This is a genomic window from Caproiciproducens galactitolivorans (assembly GCF_004768785.1).
Lineage (GTDB): Bacteria > Bacillota > Clostridia > Oscillospirales > Acutalibacteraceae > Caproiciproducens > Caproiciproducens galactitolivorans.
Window position 1 is genome coordinate 121,801 of record NZ_SRMQ01000004.1, and the last position, 19,453, is coordinate 141,253.

21 protein-coding genes are annotated in these 19,453 nt (G+C 50.4%); 19 read left to right on the top strand and 2 right to left on the bottom strand.

The genetic code is table 11. The features are described from left to right. Positions 1-9: 9 nt before the first annotated feature. From CAGA_RS06335 to CAGA_RS06415, 17 genes are all read left to right on the top strand, one after another. Positions 10-3,921 carry an S-layer homology domain-containing protein gene (locus tag CAGA_RS06335; RefSeq protein WP_135659042.1) on the top strand — a complete coding sequence of 1,304 codons (3,912 nt, stop codon included), beginning with the start codon at positions 10-12 and terminating at the stop codon, positions 3,919-3,921. 694 nt (positions 3,922-4,615) lie between these two features. Further along, positions 4,616-6,496: a group II intron reverse transcriptase/maturase gene (gene ltrA / locus CAGA_RS06340; protein ID WP_167875175.1), complete on the top strand. Its 1,881-nt coding sequence runs from the start codon at positions 4,616-4,618 to the stop codon at positions 6,494-6,496. A gap of 216 nt (positions 6,497-6,712) precedes the next feature. Next, positions 6,713-6,943: a DUF6133 family protein gene (locus CAGA_RS06350; protein ID WP_013623314.1), complete on the top strand. Its 231-nt coding sequence runs from the start codon at positions 6,713-6,715 to the stop codon at positions 6,941-6,943. After that, on the top strand, positions 6,933-7,385 hold the full coding sequence (locus CAGA_RS06355) for a prepilin peptidase (protein WP_013623313.1): 453 nt from the start codon (positions 6,933-6,935) through the stop codon (positions 7,383-7,385). Before CAGA_RS06350 ends, CAGA_RS06355 begins: the two co-directional genes overlap by 11 nt. Beyond that, positions 7,382-7,516, top strand: coding sequence for a hypothetical protein (locus CAGA_RS12925; RefSeq protein ID WP_013623312.1), 135 nt, complete (start codon positions 7,382-7,384; stop codon positions 7,514-7,516). Before CAGA_RS06355 ends, CAGA_RS12925 begins: the two co-directional genes overlap by 4 nt. Positions 7,517-7,544: 28 nt before the next feature. After that, complete coding sequence (gene cpaB / locus CAGA_RS06360) at positions 7,545-8,369, top strand: Flp pilus assembly protein CpaB (RefSeq protein ID WP_013623311.1); 825 nt, start codon at positions 7,545-7,547, stop codon at positions 8,367-8,369. Beyond that, on the top strand, positions 8,369-9,184 hold the full coding sequence (locus tag CAGA_RS06365; RefSeq protein WP_013623310.1) for a P-loop NTPase family protein: 816 nt from the start codon (positions 8,369-8,371) through the stop codon (positions 9,182-9,184). The genes cpaB and CAGA_RS06365 overlap by 1 nt, the downstream gene beginning before the upstream one ends. Beyond that, entirely contained in the window at positions 9,178-10,710 is a 1,533-nt protein-coding gene (locus tag CAGA_RS06370) for a type II/IV secretion system ATPase subunit (RefSeq protein ID WP_013623309.1), read from the top strand. Before CAGA_RS06365 ends, CAGA_RS06370 begins: the two co-directional genes overlap by 7 nt. After that, a complete protein-coding gene (locus CAGA_RS06375; RefSeq protein ID WP_013623308.1) occupies positions 10,707-11,636 on the top strand; it encodes a type II secretion system F family protein in 930 nt (309 codons plus the stop codon). The genes CAGA_RS06370 and CAGA_RS06375 overlap by 4 nt, the downstream gene beginning before the upstream one ends. Before the next feature lie 10 nt (positions 11,637-11,646). Continuing rightward, positions 11,647-12,519 carry a hypothetical protein gene (locus tag CAGA_RS06380; protein ID WP_013623307.1) on the top strand — a complete coding sequence of 291 codons (873 nt, stop codon included), beginning with the start codon at positions 11,647-11,649 and terminating at the stop codon, positions 12,517-12,519. 12 nt (positions 12,520-12,531) lie between these two features. Beyond that, entirely contained in the window at positions 12,532-13,188 is a 657-nt protein-coding gene (locus CAGA_RS12755; protein ID WP_013623306.1) for a hypothetical protein, read from the top strand. Further along, positions 13,182-13,577 carry a DUF4320 family protein gene (locus CAGA_RS06390; protein WP_013623305.1) on the top strand — a complete coding sequence of 132 codons (396 nt, stop codon included), beginning with the start codon at positions 13,182-13,184 and terminating at the stop codon, positions 13,575-13,577. The genes CAGA_RS12755 and CAGA_RS06390 overlap by 7 nt, the downstream gene beginning before the upstream one ends. Beyond that, the gene (locus tag CAGA_RS06395; protein ID WP_013623304.1) at positions 13,574-14,122 is read left to right on the top strand and encodes a hypothetical protein; all 549 of its coding nucleotides are present in this window, start codon (positions 13,574-13,576) and stop codon (positions 14,120-14,122) included. Before CAGA_RS06390 ends, CAGA_RS06395 begins: the two co-directional genes overlap by 4 nt. 108 nt (positions 14,123-14,230) lie before the next feature. Continuing rightward, the gene (locus CAGA_RS06400; protein WP_013623303.1) at positions 14,231-14,803 is read left to right on the top strand and encodes a DUF6550 family protein; all 573 of its coding nucleotides are present in this window, start codon (positions 14,231-14,233) and stop codon (positions 14,801-14,803) included. Between the two features lie 66 nt (positions 14,804-14,869). Continuing rightward, complete coding sequence (locus CAGA_RS06405; protein WP_013623302.1) at positions 14,870-16,570, top strand: hypothetical protein; 1,701 nt, start codon at positions 14,870-14,872, stop codon at positions 16,568-16,570. Positions 16,571-16,583: 13 nt separating this feature from the next. Then, complete coding sequence (locus tag CAGA_RS06410; protein WP_330615988.1) at positions 16,584-16,943, top strand: hypothetical protein; 360 nt, start codon at positions 16,584-16,586, stop codon at positions 16,941-16,943. A gap of 180 nt (positions 16,944-17,123) precedes the next feature. Further along, positions 17,124-17,462 carry a DUF3852 domain-containing protein gene (locus CAGA_RS06415; RefSeq protein ID WP_013623301.1) on the top strand — a complete coding sequence of 113 codons (339 nt, stop codon included), beginning with the start codon at positions 17,124-17,126 and terminating at the stop codon, positions 17,460-17,462. Positions 17,463-17,573: 111 nt separating this feature from the next. On the opposite strand, the gene CAGA_RS06420 is transcribed toward CAGA_RS06415, so the two are convergent. Both CAGA_RS06420 and CAGA_RS06425 read right to left on the bottom strand, forming a co-directional pair. After that, positions 17,574-17,921 (bottom strand): hypothetical protein, encoded by a 348-nt coding sequence (locus tag CAGA_RS06420; RefSeq protein ID WP_018213991.1) that lies wholly within the window; start codon positions 17,919-17,921, stop codon positions 17,574-17,576. Between the two features lie 310 nt (positions 17,922-18,231). After that, on the bottom strand, positions 18,232-18,441 hold the full coding sequence (locus tag CAGA_RS06425) for a helix-turn-helix domain-containing protein (RefSeq protein WP_080632397.1): 210 nt from the start codon (positions 18,439-18,441) through the stop codon (positions 18,232-18,234). Between CAGA_RS06425 and CAGA_RS06430 the strand changes: the two genes are divergently transcribed. Both CAGA_RS06430 and CAGA_RS12820 read left to right on the top strand, forming a co-directional pair. Continuing rightward, complete coding sequence (locus CAGA_RS06430; RefSeq protein WP_230974964.1) at positions 18,420-18,758, top strand: (4Fe-4S)-binding protein; 339 nt, start codon at positions 18,420-18,422, stop codon at positions 18,756-18,758. The genes CAGA_RS06425 and CAGA_RS06430 overlap by 22 nt on opposite strands. A 395-nt stretch (positions 18,759-19,153) precedes the next feature. After that, positions 19,154-19,447 (top strand): cupin domain-containing protein, encoded by a 294-nt coding sequence (locus CAGA_RS12820; protein WP_242841522.1) that lies wholly within the window; start codon positions 19,154-19,156, stop codon positions 19,445-19,447. The last annotated feature ends 6 nt before the right edge of the window (positions 19,448-19,453 follow it).

Consider the following 19,453-nt stretch of genomic DNA (forward strand, 5'->3'; position numbering starts at 1 on the left):
AGGTAGACGATGAAGGAGAAAATGAAAAGACCTCTCAGCATCCTCCTCGTGGTCTGCATGGTTGTTGCCCTGCTTGCGGGCAGCGCCTATGCGGTAAACCGATATTTTGAGGATGCCAAAGGCCATTGGGCGGAGGAAGCCATCCAAATCCTCACGGATAAGGGCGTCATCAGCGGCTATCCCGATGGTCTCGCACATCCCGACGCAATCATTACAAGAGGCGAGTTTGCCGCCCTGATTGCCAGGACTATGGAACTGCCGGAACCGGATGAAAGTGAAGTCACCATTCGCTTTACTGACATTGCCGGACACTGGTCGGAGCAGTATGTAGAGTCGCTCATCATTGCAGGAATTATCCAAAAGGACGATTTCGGGACGAAGTTCCTGCCGAATGATCCAATCACCCGCATGGAGATGATCCGAATGCTGGTGAGGGCTATCGGCAAGGGCGACCATGATGTATCCTGCCCCTGTGTCACCGGGTTTTCCGATGACGATGGACTCGCTGATGGGGATAAAGCCTGTATCTGTACAGGCAAAAAGTACGGCATTGTGACTGGTTACCCGGACGGTACAGTAAAGCCGGAAGGCAAAGCCACCCGTGCGGAAGCCTTTGAAATGCTGGTGGATACGGAGAAAGCAAAGGAACAGATCAAAAAAGAAGAACCTCCGAAGCCGCCCGTAACACCCAAGCCGGAGGATAAGCCTTCCGGTGGCGGCGGTTCTGGCGGTGGTGGTTCCTCTTATGTTCCCGCTCCGCAGTTCAGCTTCACATTGCCCAAAACCGCCTACACCGCCGATGAAATTGAGATTAAGCCGGAAAGTCGCTATGTGAGCGGTGTGACATGGACAATTCTTAAAAACGGACTGCCCGCCGAGCTTCCCGGGCTGACAGAGGGCGAACTGACCGCTGCAGGCGGCAAGGTGAAATTCACGCATACCGGTAGCATCACCCTCATTGCCACGGCAAAAAACAGCCGGGGCGCCACGGTGACCCATGAGCAGACGGTCAGCATCTATCCGGTGGTGACAGCGGCATTCACACTGCCCGAAACCGCCCATACCGATACCGGCGTGCCGGTGGAGCTTTCCACGGAGAATCTCGGTTCCAATTCGGTGCTGTGGTCCCTCCAAAAAGATGGAACCGCCGCCGATATGGAGAAAGCCGTCACCGGAGAGCTGACCGCTGCTGGCGGCACGGTGCTGTTCAAGGATAAGGGCAGCTATACGCTCACGGCCTCCATCACAGACGAGCTGGGCAAGGTTGTCACCGCACAGAGCAGCATTACCGTCTACCCTGTGGCGGAGGTGAATCTCACCCTGCCGGCAGTTACCCATACCGATAAAACCGCCCAGCTAAAAACAGAAACGAAAGAAACGGATGGGCTCACGCTAACCTACACCCTGACCCGCAACGGAGAATCCGCTGACATCGACACATGGATTGAAGGAGATCCCGACCATGGCAGCATCCGATTCAAGGAAAAAGGTGTCTATGCGCTGACCGCTTCCGTTACCGATGCTACCGGCAGAGTGTTTGCCGGTAGCGCAGGCATCACGGTCTACCCGGTGGGCTCGGCGGGATTCTACTTGCCCGAAGTCTTCCATACCGACAAAGCGGTTGTGGTGGAAGCGGTGTTCGGAGAGATCGGCAGCCATACCGCCAAATGGTCCCTGCTGCATGACGGCAAGGAGGTATCCCTCACCAATGCGGCGGAGGGTACGCTGGGCAACAACGGCGGTGAGCTGAAGTTCCGCTCCAAAGGCAGCTATATCCTGAAAGCGGAGTTCACCGATGATGGCGGCAGGAGCTACCGCTATGAGCAGGGCTTCAAGGTTTATCCCGTGCCCAACCTTACCTACGGCCTGCCAAAACACGCCCATACCGACACCGATATCGTGGTCAAAACCGAAGCCAACCATCTGGACGGTCTCGCCGTTGAGTGGCTGGTGGATAACACATTCGGTTTCCAAGATTGGTCGACTTATGTGGACGGAAAGCTCTCGAATGACGGAGGTACCATCCGCTTCAAAAGAGCGGGCATCTATGAGCTGGTAGCGAGAATCACCGATGATACCGGCCGTGTCTTTCTGTACGAAAGCAAGGACAGGTGCGAGGTGCTTCCCGTACTGACTATCGGCTTTGAACTTCCTGCCTTTGCCTACACTGATACCGCCATTGACCTCAGAACTCATGGCAATAATAATGTTCTGCCTGTGGAGTGGTCCGTCAGCAAGGACGGCAAGAGCATTCCGCTCTCCGAGGCGTTTGACGGCAGCCTCACCCCCCAGGGCGGCAAGATTACCTTTAAGGGCGGCGGCGAGTATGTTCTTACCGCAGCCATGACCGACTATCTGAAACGCAGTTATTCCCACAGCGAAAACATCCGCATCCTGCCGGTGGTGCAGTATGCTTTCACCATGCCGCAGACTGTTCACTACAGTACGGAGTTTGAGGTTGCCGCAAGGGATGTTCGGCATATCGGCAGCTATGCTGTGGTCTGGACACTGCAAAAGGATGGCAATACCGCACAGTATCAGGGTACCCTGGGCAATGACGGCGGTAGAATTGCCATCCGTGACATCGGCACTTTTACCCTGACCGCTTCCATCACCGACAGCGCAGGACGTGTAATCTCACATGCGGAGAGTATTACGGTAACCAATACGGCGCCGAATGCTCCTGTGGTAGAGGCCGTTCCAACCCGTACAGCCAAGGATGGAAAGTTTCTCGTCAACATCACCGCCAATGCCACAGATCCCGATGGAGATGCGGTGACCTTGGAGTATGCGGACACTGCGGCTGACGGCTACTATGCGCCGGGTACCCACACCATCCGTGTCAGGGCGAAGGATATTGCCGGGGCTTACTCTACCTGGACCGAGAAAACTTTCACCGTGACCAATGCCGCCCCCACTGTTACCCTGACAGCCGAGCCAACCCGCATTGTCAAGGACGGCAAGTTCCTTGTCAATATCAGTGCGACAGCCGCCGATGCGGACGGCGATGCAACCACGCTGGAATGGGACAACAAGGCGGCTGACAACTACTATGCCGCAGGCACGCACACCATCCGCGTCCGTGCCAAAGATATTGCCGGAGCATATTCTCCTTGGGCATCAAAGACTTTCACCATCACCAGCTCCGCACCGACTGTAACTCTGACCGCAACCCCCACTCGAACAGCGAATAACGGCAAATTCCTTGTCAATATCAGCGCAACAGCCGCTGACTCGGACGGCGATGCCACCACTCTGGAGTGGGACAACAAGGCGGCTGACAACTACTATGCCGTTGGCACGCACACCATCCGTGTTCGTGCCAAAGATGCTACCGGGCTGTATTCGGAGTGGGTGTCCAAAACATTCAGCATCGTAAACTCTGCACCGACTGCGCCGGTCATCAGCCGAACTCCAAACGGCAACAGCGTAGCGCCGGGAACGCCGGTCACCATTAAGGCAACCAGCTCTGACCCCGATGGCGATGCTGTCACCCTTGTCTGGGAGGGCCGAAATGCTGAAACACAGACCTATCCCCGTGGAAAGAACGTGGTCCGCGTCAAAGCGGTGGACTCCGCAGGCGCTGAATCGCCTTGGGCTGCCATCGTTTTCTTTGTGGCGGACTCAAACGGCGGTGGTGGGATGGTCTTAACAGGGCCTGACTCCGTTATCATGGAAAACGGGCTCGAAGGCGCCACCATCACAGAATATACCTTTACGGTGCCTCCTGTAAGTGGTCACAGCGGCTCGGACTTCGGCAGAGTGCGTGGATACAACAGGCTGACCAGCCAGTGGGATCAGCTTGACTACGGTACCACCACCAACGGCATCACTTTCACTCGCAGCCTTGGCGCAGGCGTATACACAAGGCTGGAATTCTATTATTACACCAATCACGACTGCAGTGCGACACGTTCCTAACTGAAAAGGTTAGGCGTCGATTGAAAGGAGGATAGATAATCGATAGAACTAATGCTCCGAGAAGTGGAATGACGGAGTAACGTCCCGAAACGCTTCCCTTAATACTCCGACTGGCAATTTGAAATGTAATGAGAGAATTGTCAGACGCTCGGTGAAGTCGAGAGAGAGTTGCCCAAACAGGACAAATATGTTGCTGTGGAAAGCTGTTCAGCGATGAATGGTGCAACCTATATTGCGGAGGTCTATAAAATACCTATGGTGAGAATGGGCAGTTGCCCTGACGAACTTGCGAATGTACGGGTCTATAAGTGGTGTATACAGAAATGTATATTTGCCTTCGGGCAAGTGCGTGAGGTAGAGTAAGAATTGCACTTATGAAATACCTTATACTGTTACAGGCAGTATCCAGCGTACAGGCTTAAAGCAAGCACCTAAGGGTATCATGAACAGATAGGAGCATTGGAACGTGGTAAGCCGTAAAACGTGGAGATGATTACACATCTATGATACGGTGGTGACGAAGAACAATAAGCACCTTTAATTACGGTGAAAGCGATGGCACGACCTCAAAGGGCAGAACCAATCTGTCAGAGGAATAGCCATTAGTCGTTAGCGATTTTGAAATGAAAATGATGTGAATAAACGTAGCTTCGAGTATGACCAAGAAAATCGTATCCGAAAGGAGGCGATGCCTATGTTGATTTCGAAGAAGCGAAAAGCCAAAAAGTCAAAAATCAGACACGCAGAATATTATGACCTTGTTGCAACTTTCGATGATTTATATGCAAAGAGCAAAGAAAATCAGATGTTTGATAGGCTCATGCCCCTCATACTATCAGAGGAAAACATACTTTTAGCGTATAGAAATATCAAACGCAACAAAGGAAGTGAAACTTCGGGTGTGGATGAAAAAACAATAAGGAATTTGGAGAAAATCCCCAAAGATAAGTTTGTAGAGAAAATCAGACAAAAGTTAAGTTGGTACAAGCCAAGTCCTGTAAGACGAGTTGAAATAGCAAAACCCGATGGACGAATGCGACCACTGGGCATACCTACGATTTGGGACAGAATTATTCAGCAAAGCATTTTACAAGTGTTAGAGCCGATTTGTGAAGCAAAGTTTCACGAGAGAAGTAATGGGTTTCGACCCAATCGTTCAGCAGAACACGCTGTTGCACAGTGCTACAACATGATACAGCAACGTCACCTGTACTTTGTGGTGGACATTGATATTAAAGGATTTTTCGATAATGTCAACCACACAAAGCTAATACAGCAAATGTGGCATTTGGGTATTCGTGATAAAACACTGTTATGTATCATAAGGCAAATGCTGAAAGCACCCATTGTACTGTTAGATGGCAGTAAAATATATCCACAAAAAGGAACTCCACAAGGAGGTATCCTCTCCCCACTTCTATCAAACATTGTTCTCAATGAATTGGACTGGTGGATAGCAAGTCAGTGGGAAGAAATGCCGACACATTATCCGTACAAAAACTTTGTTCATAAAAACGGAAGTGTAAACCGTGGAAATACCTTTAAGGTAGCACTTAGGACAAGCAATTTAAAAGAAATGTGGATTGTGCGATATGCAGATGACTTTAAGATATTTTGCAAAAAGCGAAATGACGCTGATAAAGTGTTTATTGCAACACAGATGTGGTTAAAAGAACGGCTTAGCCTTGAAATCAGTCCCGAAAAATCAAAGGTTATGAATCTTAAAAAGAAGTATTCGGACTTTTTAGGATTTAAGATTAAGGCACATAAGAAGAAATCTTCCTATGTTGTCTACTCCCACATGAGTGACAAGTCAATCAAAAAGGAAGTACAAAAGTTGAAAGAGCAGATATGGCATATACAGCACCCAAAGAGCCCAAATGCCGAGGGTACTGCTATCAATCTATTCAATTCTATGGTGATAGGTATACACAATTATTATCACATAGCAACCAATGTTAATCTTGACTGTGCCAAAATCAAAGCACAAATAGATATTGTCTTACACAATCGGTTTGGAAACAGGCTGAAAAAGCATGGTGAACTGAAACCTCATGATTATGTCCGAAAACGATATGGAAGTAGCAGTCAGCTACGTTTCCTTAGTGGCAAACCACTTTGTCCTATTGGATATGTTCAAACAAAGCCACCAATGTGGAAGAAACGTAAAGTATGCAATTATACCGTGGAGGGTCGTGCTGAAATACACAAATCCCTTAACATGGACATGACCGTATTGCACAAGCTAATGAGGGCATCTGCAAATGACAGAAGTATTGAGTTTATGGACAACCGAATTTCGTTGTATACAGCACAACATGGTAAATGTGCTGTCACAGGAAAATATCTCAAATATGACGAACTTCATTGTCACCACAAGCTACCTATCTATTTGGGTGGTAAGGATAATTACTCAAATCTTGTTATTTTGCACATAGATGTACATAGGCTTGTTCATGCAGTGGCACAAAAAACGATTGCGTTTTATCTCCAAAAAGTCAGTCCCAACAAAACAATGATGAACAAAATCAACAAACTTAGAAAAACGGCAGAATTAGAACCGATTACCTTATAGCAGTAAAAATCATATCGTTTCGAAGAAATGTGTAAATTCACATAAAGACATCAAAATACGCTAACGATGGAACGCCGTGTGAAGCGAAAGTTTCATGCACGGTGTGGGGCGGGGGAAAATCTGGAGATAACCTCAAAGGATTACCTATCGTCATTGTATAACAAGAGCAACATCACGTATTCCGTAACCTATCATTTCGAGTAAGGAGGAAAATCTATGAAATCTCTCATTTGCAAGCTGAAGAACAAGTCTGCCACAGCCGTAGTCAGAACCCGAAACACCCTTTCCGGAAACCGCGGGGAGGGCTACATTGATACGGCCATTAAAATCCTGCTGGCGGTTGTCATCGGCGCTCTGCTTCTGGCAGGGCTTTATGCCCTGTTTGGGGAAACGGTACTGCCGACCTTGACACAGAGAATCAAGGAAATGTTCAACTATGGAGGCTAATGGCATCGCACAGGCGGCGCTTTTTTCTTCTCTGCTTCTGGCGGCTTCTGTGTGGGACCTCCGCAAACGGATCATCCCGGACAGCATCTGCCTCCTGATTGCACTGGCGGGGCTGATTGATTTCAGCCCCGCCAATTTCTTGGGAGTGCTTGCGGCGCTGCCGCTACTCATTGCCGCCCTATACAAACCGGACAGCATTGGCGGCGGGGATATCAAGCTCACTGCCACCGCGGGCATTGTTTTGGGATTTTGGGGATGCACGGCCGGGTTGACACTCGGTCTGATGGCATCCCTCTTTTTTTATTTCTGGGCCCAAGCCATCAGAAGGCTCCGCAAACTGGAGCCTCAGAAAGCGGCGCAGGCATCCCTGCCGATGGCGCCGTTTTTGTCCCTCGGCTTTCTTGCCATAACCATTCTAAATATCGGAGGAGTTATCTCATGAAAAGAATCCATATCAGCAGAAAAAAGACCATTCTCATCGCCGGTATCGCCGCCGTTTCGCTGGCTGCCGCCCTTATTCCGGGGGCTGTGAAAGCAGCGAAATACCGCAAATACAGCTCCGTCAGCTTCTAAATCACAATGAAATAAAGGAGGAAATCCTATGAGTCTTTTTAAGAATCGCACTGTTGTCGGTGTAATCTGCATCCTTTTGTCCCTGCTTATCTGCTTCGGCGTAACGCCGCTGTTCAACAAGTCCGTCAGCCAGAAAACCGAGATCGTCCGCGTGGTTAAGGAAATCAAAGCAGGCGATGAGATCACAAAGGATACGGTCCAGACCGTGGAGGTAGGTGGCTTCGGTCTGCCCGACAACGTCATCCGCCAGAGCGAAATGGTCATCGGCAAGTATGCCAAATCCGACCTCTCCATCGGTGATTATATCTTGAACACCAAGCTGTCCGACACCCCCGCTGCGGAGAATGCCTATCTTTACAATTTGGACGGCACCAAGCAGGCCATGTCGGTGACCATCAAGAGCTTTGCAAACGGTCTGTCCGGCAAGCTCCAGAGCGGCGATATAGTGTCGGTCATTGCCGCCGACCACAAAAAACAGGGCTCCACCGTCATCCCCGCCGAGCTGAAATATGTGGAGGTCATCAGCGTGACTGCCTCCTCCGGCTATGACGCCAACACCGGTGAGGCCAAATCCGAGAAGGATGAGCGTGAGCTGCCCTCCACCGTAACCCTGCTGGTATCTCCCGAACAGAGCAAAGTGTTGGCGGAGCTGGAGGCTGACGGCAAGCTCCACCTCGCCCTCGTTTACCGTGGCACGCCTGCCAACACCGCAAAGTTTACAGAGGCGCAGGACAAAGTCATTGCCGCTCTGTATCCTGTGGAGGTGCCACAGGACAGCTCATCTGAACCCAAGTCTCAGGAATCGGAGGAAAGCACTGCATCCGAAACACCCGCGGAAAGCGAGGTGCAGTGATGCTGAATTTCAAGAAAAAGAGCATCTTCACCCGCCAGTCCGCCAGGGAAGATGCCCCACCGGAGCAGGAGCCTCAGAGCGGCATTCTTGCCGTTTGGGGCTCTCCCGGCAGCGGAAAGACGGTCACCGCCGTGAAGATTGCAAAGCATCTTGCGGACCGGAAGAAAAACGTGGTACTTCTGCTCTGTGATATGACCGCACCCATGCTGCCCTGTGTCTGCCCTCCCTCCGATCTGGAGAGTGAGCATTCGCTGGGCAGTATCCTTGCCGCTACCCATGTGACCGAAGCCCTCATCAAGCACAATCTGGTGACCCTCAAGAAAAACAGCCACCTGACCATCCTCGGCATGAAAAAGGGTGAGAACGAGTACACCTATCCGCCCTATGAGCAGCTACAGGCACAGGAGCTGATGGACGGACTACGGGAAATCGCCCCATTCGTTGTGGTGGACTGCGGCAGCTATATCGCCAACGACATTCTCTCCGCCGTGGCGCTCATGGAGGCAGACAGCGTCCTGCGCCTTGCCAATGCAGACCTCAAGTCTGTGAGTTATCTCTCCAGCCAGCTCCCTCTGCTTCGGGATTCCAAATGGGATGCTGATAAACAATACAAGGTTGCCAGCAACGTAAAGCCCCAGCAGGCCAGGGAGCAGATCGGTCAGGCGCTGGGTTCGGTAGCCTTTACCATCATCCATTCTCAGGAGCTGGAGGAACAGTACCTTGCAGGAAATCTGCTGGCTGATTTGTCCCTAAAAGACAGCCGCTTGTTCCGCAGGGAGATTGAAAAAATTGCAAAGGAGGTGTTCGGATGTTAGGGAAAAAGAGAAATACCCCGGCATTTGCCAAGGGAAAAAATAAGGCACAGGCCGAACAGGAGCAGAAAAAACAGACACAAAACCAACCATCCACACCCCCGGCGACGGCTCCCGCTTTGAGCAACACCATGGATCAGGAGTCTACGGTGAACCGCACTGTGGATTTTTCAGGGGTAAACCGCACCCATACGCTGTTCTTCACACCTGAAGCAGAGGGTAAGGATTTCTCATCAGTCCTTGCCGATGTGCAGGAGTACATCTCCGAACATTACAGCACCCTCATCACTGCGGGCGGCGAGGATGCCAAGGCACAGCTCAAACGCTACATCACAAAGTACGTTCAGGACCGTCGCGTATCGGTAAACGGCATGAGCGGCGGCAAGCTGGCGGATGCTCTCTACACCGAAATGGCGGAGTTCGGATTTCTGACGAAATATATCTTCGGCACCGGAATCGAGGAAATCGACATCAACTCGTGGCGGGACATTGAAGTGCAATATTCGGACGGCCGCACGGTCAAGCTGGAGGAACGCTTTGAGAGCCCCCAGCACGCTGTCAATGTAATCCGCAGGATGCTCCACATCAGCGGCATGGTCTTGGACAACGCCAGCCCCATCGTGCTGGGGCATCTTTCTAAAAACATCCGAATTGCCGTTCTCAAAAGTCCCATCGTGGATGAAGATGTGGGCGTCGCCGCCTCCATCCGTATCGTCAACCCGCAGAGCATGAAGAAAGACGATTTTGTCAAAAGCGGTACGGCGACCGACCCCATGCTGGACTTTTTATCCCTCTGTATCCGCTACGGCATATCGGTCTGCGTGGCGGGCGCCACCAGCTCCGGCAAAACCACCGTGGCGGGCTGGGTGCTGACAACCGTCCCCGACAATAAGAGAATCTATACCATTGAAAACGGTTCCCGTGAGCTGGCATTGGTTCGGGAAAAGGACGGTAAGGTGATCAATTCGGTCATCCATACCCTGACCCGCGACAGCGACAATGACCGCCAGCGCATCGATCAAACCAACCTCCTGGACTATGCGCTCCGTTTTAATCCGGATATTATCGTAGTGGGCGAAATGAGAGGCGCCGAGGCCAATGCCGCCCAGGAAGCCGCCCGAACCGGAGTTGCGGTGCTGACCACCATCCACTCCAATTCCTGCGAGGCTACCTATCGCCGCATGGTGTCCCTGTGCAAACGTGCGGTGGATATGTCCGACCAGACCCTTATGGACTATGTCACCGAAGCCTACCCCATTGTGGTGTTCTGCAAGCAGCTTGAAAATAAGCAGCGCCGCATGATGGAGATTCAGGAGTGCGAGATCCTCCCGGACGGCACAAGAAACTACCGTCCATTGTTCCAGTATATCATTACCGAAAACCGCATGGAGGACGGCAAATTCATCATCGAGGGACACCACGAACAGATCAATGCCATCTCGGAGAGCCTTGCCAAGCGGCTGCTGGAAAATGGTATGCCCCAGGCGGTCATCGAGAGCTTGCGGGGAAAGGAGGCGCAAAGCGCATGACAACGGTACTCTTAATCGCCTGCATCGGAATGATAGCAGGCTCTTTTATTTTACTCGGCCTTACTCCGATAGAGTTCACCACGGCAGTGTTCGGAAAGCTCACCGACAGGCCCAAGTCTCTCCGCGACGAAGTGGGTGAATTCACCCGCAGGAAAAAGCAGTCCTATCTGCGCCGGGAAATTGCCGAGGTGCAGTCTATTCTCAAGGTAACAGGCAGGACGGCACGCTTTCCCATGCTCTGTGCCCTGTCTCTGCTGTGCTTTGCCGTGGGCGCATCCATCGCCATCATGCTCTCGAACTTTTTCCTTGTTCCTGTGATGGCGGTAGGCTGTATGTTCCTGCCTTTCTGGTGGGTAAAGCTCACAGCCAGCCACTTCAAGCGGGATATTGCGGCGGAGCTGGAAACAGCGCTCAGTATCATCACCACAGCCTACCTCAGAAACGAGGACATCCTGACGGCAGTAGACGAAAATCTGCCGTATCTTAACCCTCCCGTGCTATCGGTTTTCAAAGGGTTTGTGTCCCGTGTCAGGTTGGTTGACCCCGATGTGACGGCAGCGCTCCATGACCTGAAAGACCGCATCGACAACGCTGTATATGTCGAATGGTGTGATGCCCTCATTGCCTGCCAGCACGACCGCAGCCTCAAGACCACCTTGACCCCTATCGTCAGCAAGCTGTCCGATATGCGGGTGGTTAACGGTGAGCTGGAAAACATGGTGTTTGAGCCGAGAAAGGAATTCATCATCATGCAGGTTCTCGTCGTCGGCAATATCCCGCTCATGTATTTTTTGAACAAGGATTGGTACCACACGCTGATGCACACACCGCTGGGGCAGATTATTCTGACCATTTGCGCCGCCGTGATTTTCGTTTCTACGGCGTTTGTCATCAAGCTCACGCAGCCCATCGAATATCGAAGATAGGAGGACGCTCATGACAATCTACATCTTTTTATTTGGAGTCCTCCTGTCGGCAGGGCTCTTTTTCATTACCGCCGATCTGCTGCGGCTGCCCACTCTCGCCACCCAAAAGGCGATGCTGTCGGCGGGTAAGCAGGCCAAGGCAAAACCCAAAGCCACCGATGCACTGCTGCGAAACGCCGCCGTCCAGCTTTCCCGCTACCTCCGCATGGATGAGTACAAGAAAAGCAGAATGGAAAATGTGCTGTCGGCGGCAGGACTTTCCGACTCGCCGGAGCTGTTCACGGCAATGGCAATCGTCAAGGCAATGAGTATTGCGCTTTGCATCATTCCCTGCCTTATCGTCCTCCCGCTGCTGACACCCATTGTACTGTTTGCTGCCGTGCTGGTCTATTTCAAAGAGATACGCAAGGCGGACGAGGCTCTGGCAGCTAAACGAGGCAAAATCGAACAGGAACTGCCCCGCTTCGTTGCAACCATCACCCAGGAGCTGAAAGCCAGCCGGGATGTGCTGTCCATGCTGGAGAATTTCAAGAGAAATGCGGGAGAAGATTTTTCCGCAGAGCTTGATATCCTCACTGCAGATATGCGCTCCTCCAGCTACGAGGCGGCACTGACGAGGTTCGAGTCAAGGTTCAATTCGCCCATGCTCTCGGATATCACGCGAGGGCTGATTGGCGTACTTCGCGGAGATGACGGCGGGATGTATTTTCAGATGCTGGCACACGACATGAAGCAACTGGAACTCCAGCGGCTTAAAGCGCAGGCCATGAAGATTCCGCCCAAAATCCGAGTATTTTCCTTTGCCATGCTGATGTGCTTTCTCATGACCTACATGGCGATTATTGTCTATGAAATCATCACATCCCTCGGCGGGATGTTTTAAGGAGGTGTGCAAATGCAGCGAGAACAGATGATAGATGCATTTCGGGAAAAACTCGACCGCAACTGGAACGATTACCTCCGTGAACTGGACGGACTTTCCAAAGGTGTTCTCATCGGAAAAAGCGATGAGATTACTGCCGCCCGCTTTGTCTATAACGAGCTGTACGGTGGTGGGTACCCGGAGGACTATATGGAATACCTCCTGTGTTTTGAAAACCCGCTGGAGGTCGCAAGGGATCAGTGGATATCGGAGCAATCGGTGGATTTCAGTGAAGAACTCAATCATGCGCTCTGGAGTCTGATGGACAAGGGTACAGCAGAACAGGATTATGCTCTTGACCCGGAATATACGCCGGGTCCCGCAACAGACAAAAAAAACACTGTGCGGGAATTCATTGAACACCATCCCTGTGCCAATCTCGACATGTTGACTCCCGGTGGTAGTGTGTATCTGACTCCGGAAAAAGCACAGCTTCTGCTGTCCGGGCAGAGCATAATGGGGCATCCTGGCAGTCCTGAGTATGGGAGGGAAATCACCGCGGAGGAACTGCTTAATCAAGAAGTCCGTAGGGCCAGTTTCAGCAAGGGTACATGGCGCATATTAAGCGATTACATCCGGGAGCCGGAACAGGAGCAGGCCCCCTTTGAACAGGGGGTGACCATGTGCTGAAAATACTGAAAAGCAAAGCCGGAGAAGGCTACATTGATGTGGCGGTGCTGGTGCTGTGTGCCATGCTGGTTATCGCCCTTGCGGTGAAGGTGTTCCCGGTGTATATCCAAAAACAGCAGATTGACACCTTTGCCGTGGAACTCATTCGGGAGGCGGAAATCTCCGGTCAGATCGGCAGCGAAACCGGCCGCCGTGAACAATTCCTGCGGGAAAAGACCGGACTGACCCCCACCGTGACATGGTCCAAGACCGGCAGGATTCAGCTTAATGAAGAAGTCACGGTGACGGTCACCTACAAGACCAACATCGGGCTTTTTGCCGGGTTTGGCTCGTTCCCCATTACGCTGAGAGCAGATGCAGCGGGAAAAAGCGAGGTCTACTGGAAATGACGGAAAAAATCAAGCAAATCCTACAAGGGAAAAGCGGCTCAGGCTTCCCGCTCATCATTGCCATCGCCTTGTCGCTGGTGATTATCTTTACCGGCATTTCAGAATATTTCCGGCTTGTAATCGTAGCGCAGGGCGTGCGGGATGCGGTGCAGACCGCTGTTATCTCCACCGTCAACGACAACTACGACGATGTGTACCACGGCGTGCGGGAGGGTTATTCGGGAGCCTACCAGCCCATTGCCGAGGATTTTGAGGAAAGCATTGATTACGGCGATATCTATGACAGGCTGGATGGTGTACTCGGTCTTTCCTACAGCGGCGGCTATCATGAAAAACGCACTCCGGACGGCAAGTTGGAATTTAAGGTGTGGAATCTGGAGGTGGATATCCGAAACGCTCCCTTTGCATCGGGCGACCAAGCCTCCTCCCGCTTTGAAGCTGACAGCACCATCATGCTGGAGGTTCCCGTGTCTTTTGGCGGAAAACTGCTGCCCCCCATGACGATCAAAGTCAAGACCAGCGCCGGATACACACCGAGGTTTTAACCCTGCGGAGAAGTTTTCTTGGAATAATGATAGACTTTTTGAAAAGTTCGTGGTAGGGTGTGACTTAACAGGAACCTATCAAAATTTAACAAATAGGAGGACACTCTTATGAAAAATATGAATGCCAAAACGAAGAAATGGCTGGCCGTAACCGGATGCCTCGCCCTCTGTGCGGTGCTTGTGGTACTGATCGGACAGCAATTCATAACCCCAAAGCCGGTGGATACCCCACCCTCGCCCCAAAGCTCCGAGGTGAGCAATGTGACGGTGGACACCAGGGTGCCGGATAGCACAGAGAAAGAAAAAGAGAGCACCGTAGCCCCGCCTGATACCACCCAACCGACAAACATCGACAACGGTGCAGTTTCCAGCGGCACGGAACAGACCATCCAAAGCGATGCAACCAAGCCGGAATATACTGAGGAACAGCTCAAAGACCCCACGCAGAAACCTGACGGCGAAAAGGTCACGGAGCCTCCCAAGCCCGTCGACCATGATAAGGTGGAAAAGCCCAAGGATACCCCAAAAAACGACAATCAGCCGCAGGGCGGCGAAACCAAGGACGGCAAGATTTATGTGCCGGGTTTCGGGTGGATTGACGATAACGGCGGTGGCGGTCAAGGCACAACTGTAGACGGTGACGGCGATATCAATAAACAAGTCGGCAATATGGGGGAATAACAGAATACTTTCACAAGGCACGGTTGAAACAGACCGTGCCTTTACTTTTGCAAAAAGGAGGCCGCAATGAAGAAATTATTCAAGAGCATAGCCAGTCTTATGCTGGTGCTTTGCCTATTCTGCCCCCTAACCGCATTTGCTGATACCGGCGGCAGCGGAAATATCGATGGCGGCGGTGGAGGCATGGGCAGCGGAACCAGCACCAACACATGGAGCGGCGGTAACGAGGGTGTGCGTATTACTGTGGTTCGGGCAAGTGATCACGCAACGGTCACCACGCCGGTAGATTTTACAAATAAGAAACCGGACAATATTCGTGTTCATTTTGGAAAGGTAAGCAAACTGTCCTATAGCTCCGGTCAGCAATTAAGCCCTACCACAAGTGTGTACCATTATATCAATCCAGCTCAAACCATACCCCGCATTATCAGTACCAACGGAAGCAACAATATTGCCGCCATCAAGAAGTATTTCTGCTCGGAATATGTCATCAAACGCATTGCAGATGTAACAGGCATGAATTACGATGTTCTCATCGGCGGTGAGTATAAAATCCTCTTGGAGCCCATTGCCTACTACAAATTTGAGGGAGTTATGATTGCCACCACCGCTACCGAAGCCGCCCTGTATGATGAACAGGTTAGCGGTCTGCTCCGCAGAAGAATGGTGTCTCTTACCCACAAGAATCTGCCCCTCGCCATGTTTTTGGAGGTAGGCGACCTCGGCTATCCCGCATGGGGAGGCAGCAAAAGCAGCGCCGCATCCAATGCGGATATCAAGTCCAGCCTTGGACTTGGCATTGTCCGTTTTACGGAGAAACCAGAGGAACCTCAGATTGACGCCTACGATTATGAGTACCGGGTAAACACCAATGTCATCACGGCGGTGAGGATCAGCGGAGGTCAGTCCGATCCCGACAGGCCCACCCGCATCAGCTTTAATATCGGTGGGCAAACCTACAGTGTGGGCAATGTCTACTACCCCGAAGGCGATAGCCAGCTTGCGTGGGTAAAATGGAAAACCCCCGATACTGAGCAGAACATGACAATTCAGGTGACGGTATCCGGTCCCGGCAGTACGGCGAAAATGACCCTCAACGTCAAAATCCTTGACCTTGATAAGAACCCTCCGCCCAATCCCGTAGCCGATGACCGCAACGATAGCTTCCGTGCTTCTGCCATACCAAGCAGAGCGGTAAAAAGCTCGGCAAGCTGGAGTGTCTGGCGGCCGTGGTGGCAGGAATATTGGGTGTGGCACAGTGATTATGACGATGAAGGAAACGATAACGGATATTGGTGCGATCACGGATGGTGGGAGTTTGACCTGAACCGTTACAGTGCCAGCCTGACCGCCGCCATGAGCATCAAATGCGACAGCATGAATCCGACTGCCAGCGGAAGAACGATGAAATCGGGATATGGCATCAACCAGACCGTCACCGGAAGTATCAGCTCCAACCAAAGCTCGGCGGTTACCCAGCCGCAGAATGCGGTCAGCTATTTTCCCGAATTTGCCTATGAAACCTATTGGCGGCTCTTGGAGCGCATGGGATCGGGGCGATTTGAGCTTCAGCAAAACCCTTACTCCACCTACAAAAACCGCACCCATTTCAGCCCGATCTGGATGCCGGACGGAGCATATACCGTTAACACATGGCTCATTGATGGGTGGACTCCGGATGGAATGCTGTCGGCCAACCTTACAGACAGCCTGACCATAAGGGGCAACTTGTGGCAGGACTGGCACGTCGCTCCTAAGAAGCCATAGCAGGGAGGATACAATGGCATATGAACGAATTGAGGCGCCAAAAGGCAGCCTGTACCACTACACGCAAAAGGACCGGCTGGATGCAATATTGCAGGATGGGCGCATCCGGCGATTTGGAGATCGTGAGTGCTGGTTCTGCACTTCTCTCGCAGACACCCTGCAGCTTATGGAAATGACCGTCATGAAGGAAGGACATCCCTATGTTGATACACGGGGATTTTTACAGAGATACCCCGCTTTTGTACCAGAGGGTTACATCATCCTAAAGCTGGAGCAACGGCATCAAAATGGGGAATGGGTAAGATGGAATCAGGAGATGCCACCCGGCGTCCTCCCGAAATACTTGCGGAGGCTGAAGAATTCAGCTTGTTGAAGAAAGGCTTCCGCGGTGACCTGAAATTTTATCAGAACCCCCAGGTAATTGAAGTGTCCTCGCTCCTGGAAGAACAGGCTCAGGGCATGGATATGACAATGAAACTATAAATACAGAAAAAGAACAAGGCTGCAGGAGCAATTCTGCGGCCTTTTCTTAACTTTTAGAAAGGTGGTTTTTATGAAAAGGTATAAGAAAATTGCTCTTATGCTTATCCTCGTCCTCATGGTAACCATGTTCTTCAGCACAACCGCTTTTGCGGCAAATGGCGATGTTGCGGGAGCTATTGAGGGCACATGGAATGACGCCTCCGGGCAGATTAAGACGGTGGTCAACAAGGTGGTGTTTCCCGCAATCGACCTCATTCTGGCGGTGTTTTTCTTTGCAAAATTAGGGATGGCGTACTTTGATTATCGAAAGCATGGTCAGTTTGAGTGGGCGGCTCCGGCGATTTTGTTCGCCTGTTTGGTGTTCACCCTTACGGCTCCGACTTACATCTGGACTATTCTTGGCATGTAGACAAAGCAAGAGCCGTTGCGTCAAGTAAGATGCAACGGCTCAAATTCGTGATAAGTCAGATTTTATTGTGTAGGTGAAGTTAAACCACTAACAGAGGGTGTGCTCATACCCTTACACAATGTTTTCACCCAAAATAATTTTTGGCATAGTGGTTAAGCATCTGTTCCATCGCTTGTAAAAATGCTCTAACCCTAACTTTGACACCCTTGCGTGAGTTTCTTCATCTCTAACAGTCCAATGTAAAACATAAGTGACTTTGCCTACATTGCGTGTGAGGCGAACAGGCAATGCCCCTTCTTTAACGGCATTAAAATCTGTTTGGCGGTGGGTGCGTTTGATATATCTAACTTCAATAACACCATCCTGCTCCATATAAAAGGCGGCAACCTCTTTCATAAGTTGCTCAATTTCCTCTTGCTTTTCAATCTTTGCCTCATAGATACAAATTTCATTAAACATTTATTGCACCACCTCACACATTATATAAATTATATAAAACTTGCTCACCGAGCGTTAATTTCCCATGCTACCGTTTCACAAAAGTTTTACACGGCAGATATATAAAGTGAGTTTACCATAGTAAAGCGGAACTTTCAATTAAACAAATATGAACAATGGAAAGGACACAGATACTATGAAAAAGTCCGTTCGCCATCCTTTTGCAAGGATACTCTGGACGATTTTGGGGATGTAGACAAAGCAGGAGCCGTTGCATCAAGATAAAGATGCAACGGCTTAATTTCATAATCTAAAATAAGGGTAAAGCTTCTTAAGAAAAATACCATGGCTCACTGATAAATTTGATATATATTTTTTTGTTTGCAATCTCAATTAAGCCTTCGTCCTTCATTCGTTTCAGTTCCCTGAAAAGTGAGGGGCGTTGTACACCGAAGTAGTCAGCAAGCTGCTTTTTTGTGATAGGTAGCAAAACAGATTCCGATTTTTGCTGGGTAGAAAGTGCCAGAAGGTAATGAAGCAAAGTTTTTAGGTCCCAAGTTCATGGCCATTCGTTGGGCGCTCACTGTACTTGCCATAATCATCTTCTCATGGATTTCGGCAAAAATTATTCGGGATGAGGATCTACCGGGAGAAATGCTGGCTAAGCCCGGCCTCCATATTAACAAGGATGCCTGTATGGGCTGTACCCTTTGTGCAAAGAACTATCCCACACTGTTTATAATGCAAGGGAAAAAAGCTGTTGTCAAAGCATATGATAAACAGGCTCTTGATTATGAAAAACTCCAAAGTGTAATAAAGGCATGTCCGGTTCATGCAATAGAATATTCGGAACAATAAAGATAAGGAGTTATATCACAACGTGATGTAGCTCCTTATTTACTTTATTAAAAAGGTTGTAAGCCTATCTTTGTATCCAGGATTAATATCATCGAGAGGGGTTTAAGTGTAATTACCCTCAGGATTCAATCACCCTATTAATCCAATCGCATAAGATATATAAGGGTAATGCTATGCAATTTATAATTTTGTGATGTTACCTAAGCTGAAAAAGGAGGTGTTTTTTTGTGAGTCGATATAATGAAAACAGAAGGGGTTGCGGAAATCAGACCGTAGAGTCATGCCAACAAGACCATGGGCCTTATCCCTATGTTACCAACATTTCGCAAGCAACTGGGCGGAATCAGAACTATCGCACGACATTGTGGACTGGATGTCACCTGCAGTTAACTCTGATGAGTATTCCCGTATGCGGTGAAATTGGGTTAGAGATACATCCAGATACTGATCAGTTTTTGCGTATCGAACAAGGAAACGGTGTTGCTTTGATGGGAAACCGCAAAGAGCAATTGGATTTCCAGCAATGTATAGCAGCAGATGATGTTATTTTTGTCCCTGCCGGAACATGGCATAATGTTGTTAATAAAGGGCGATGCCCTTTAAAACTCTATTCAATTTATGCACCACCACATCATCCGCATGGCACAGTGCACAAAACTAAGGCAGATGCCGATAGATTGGGGGATTGAAACCAC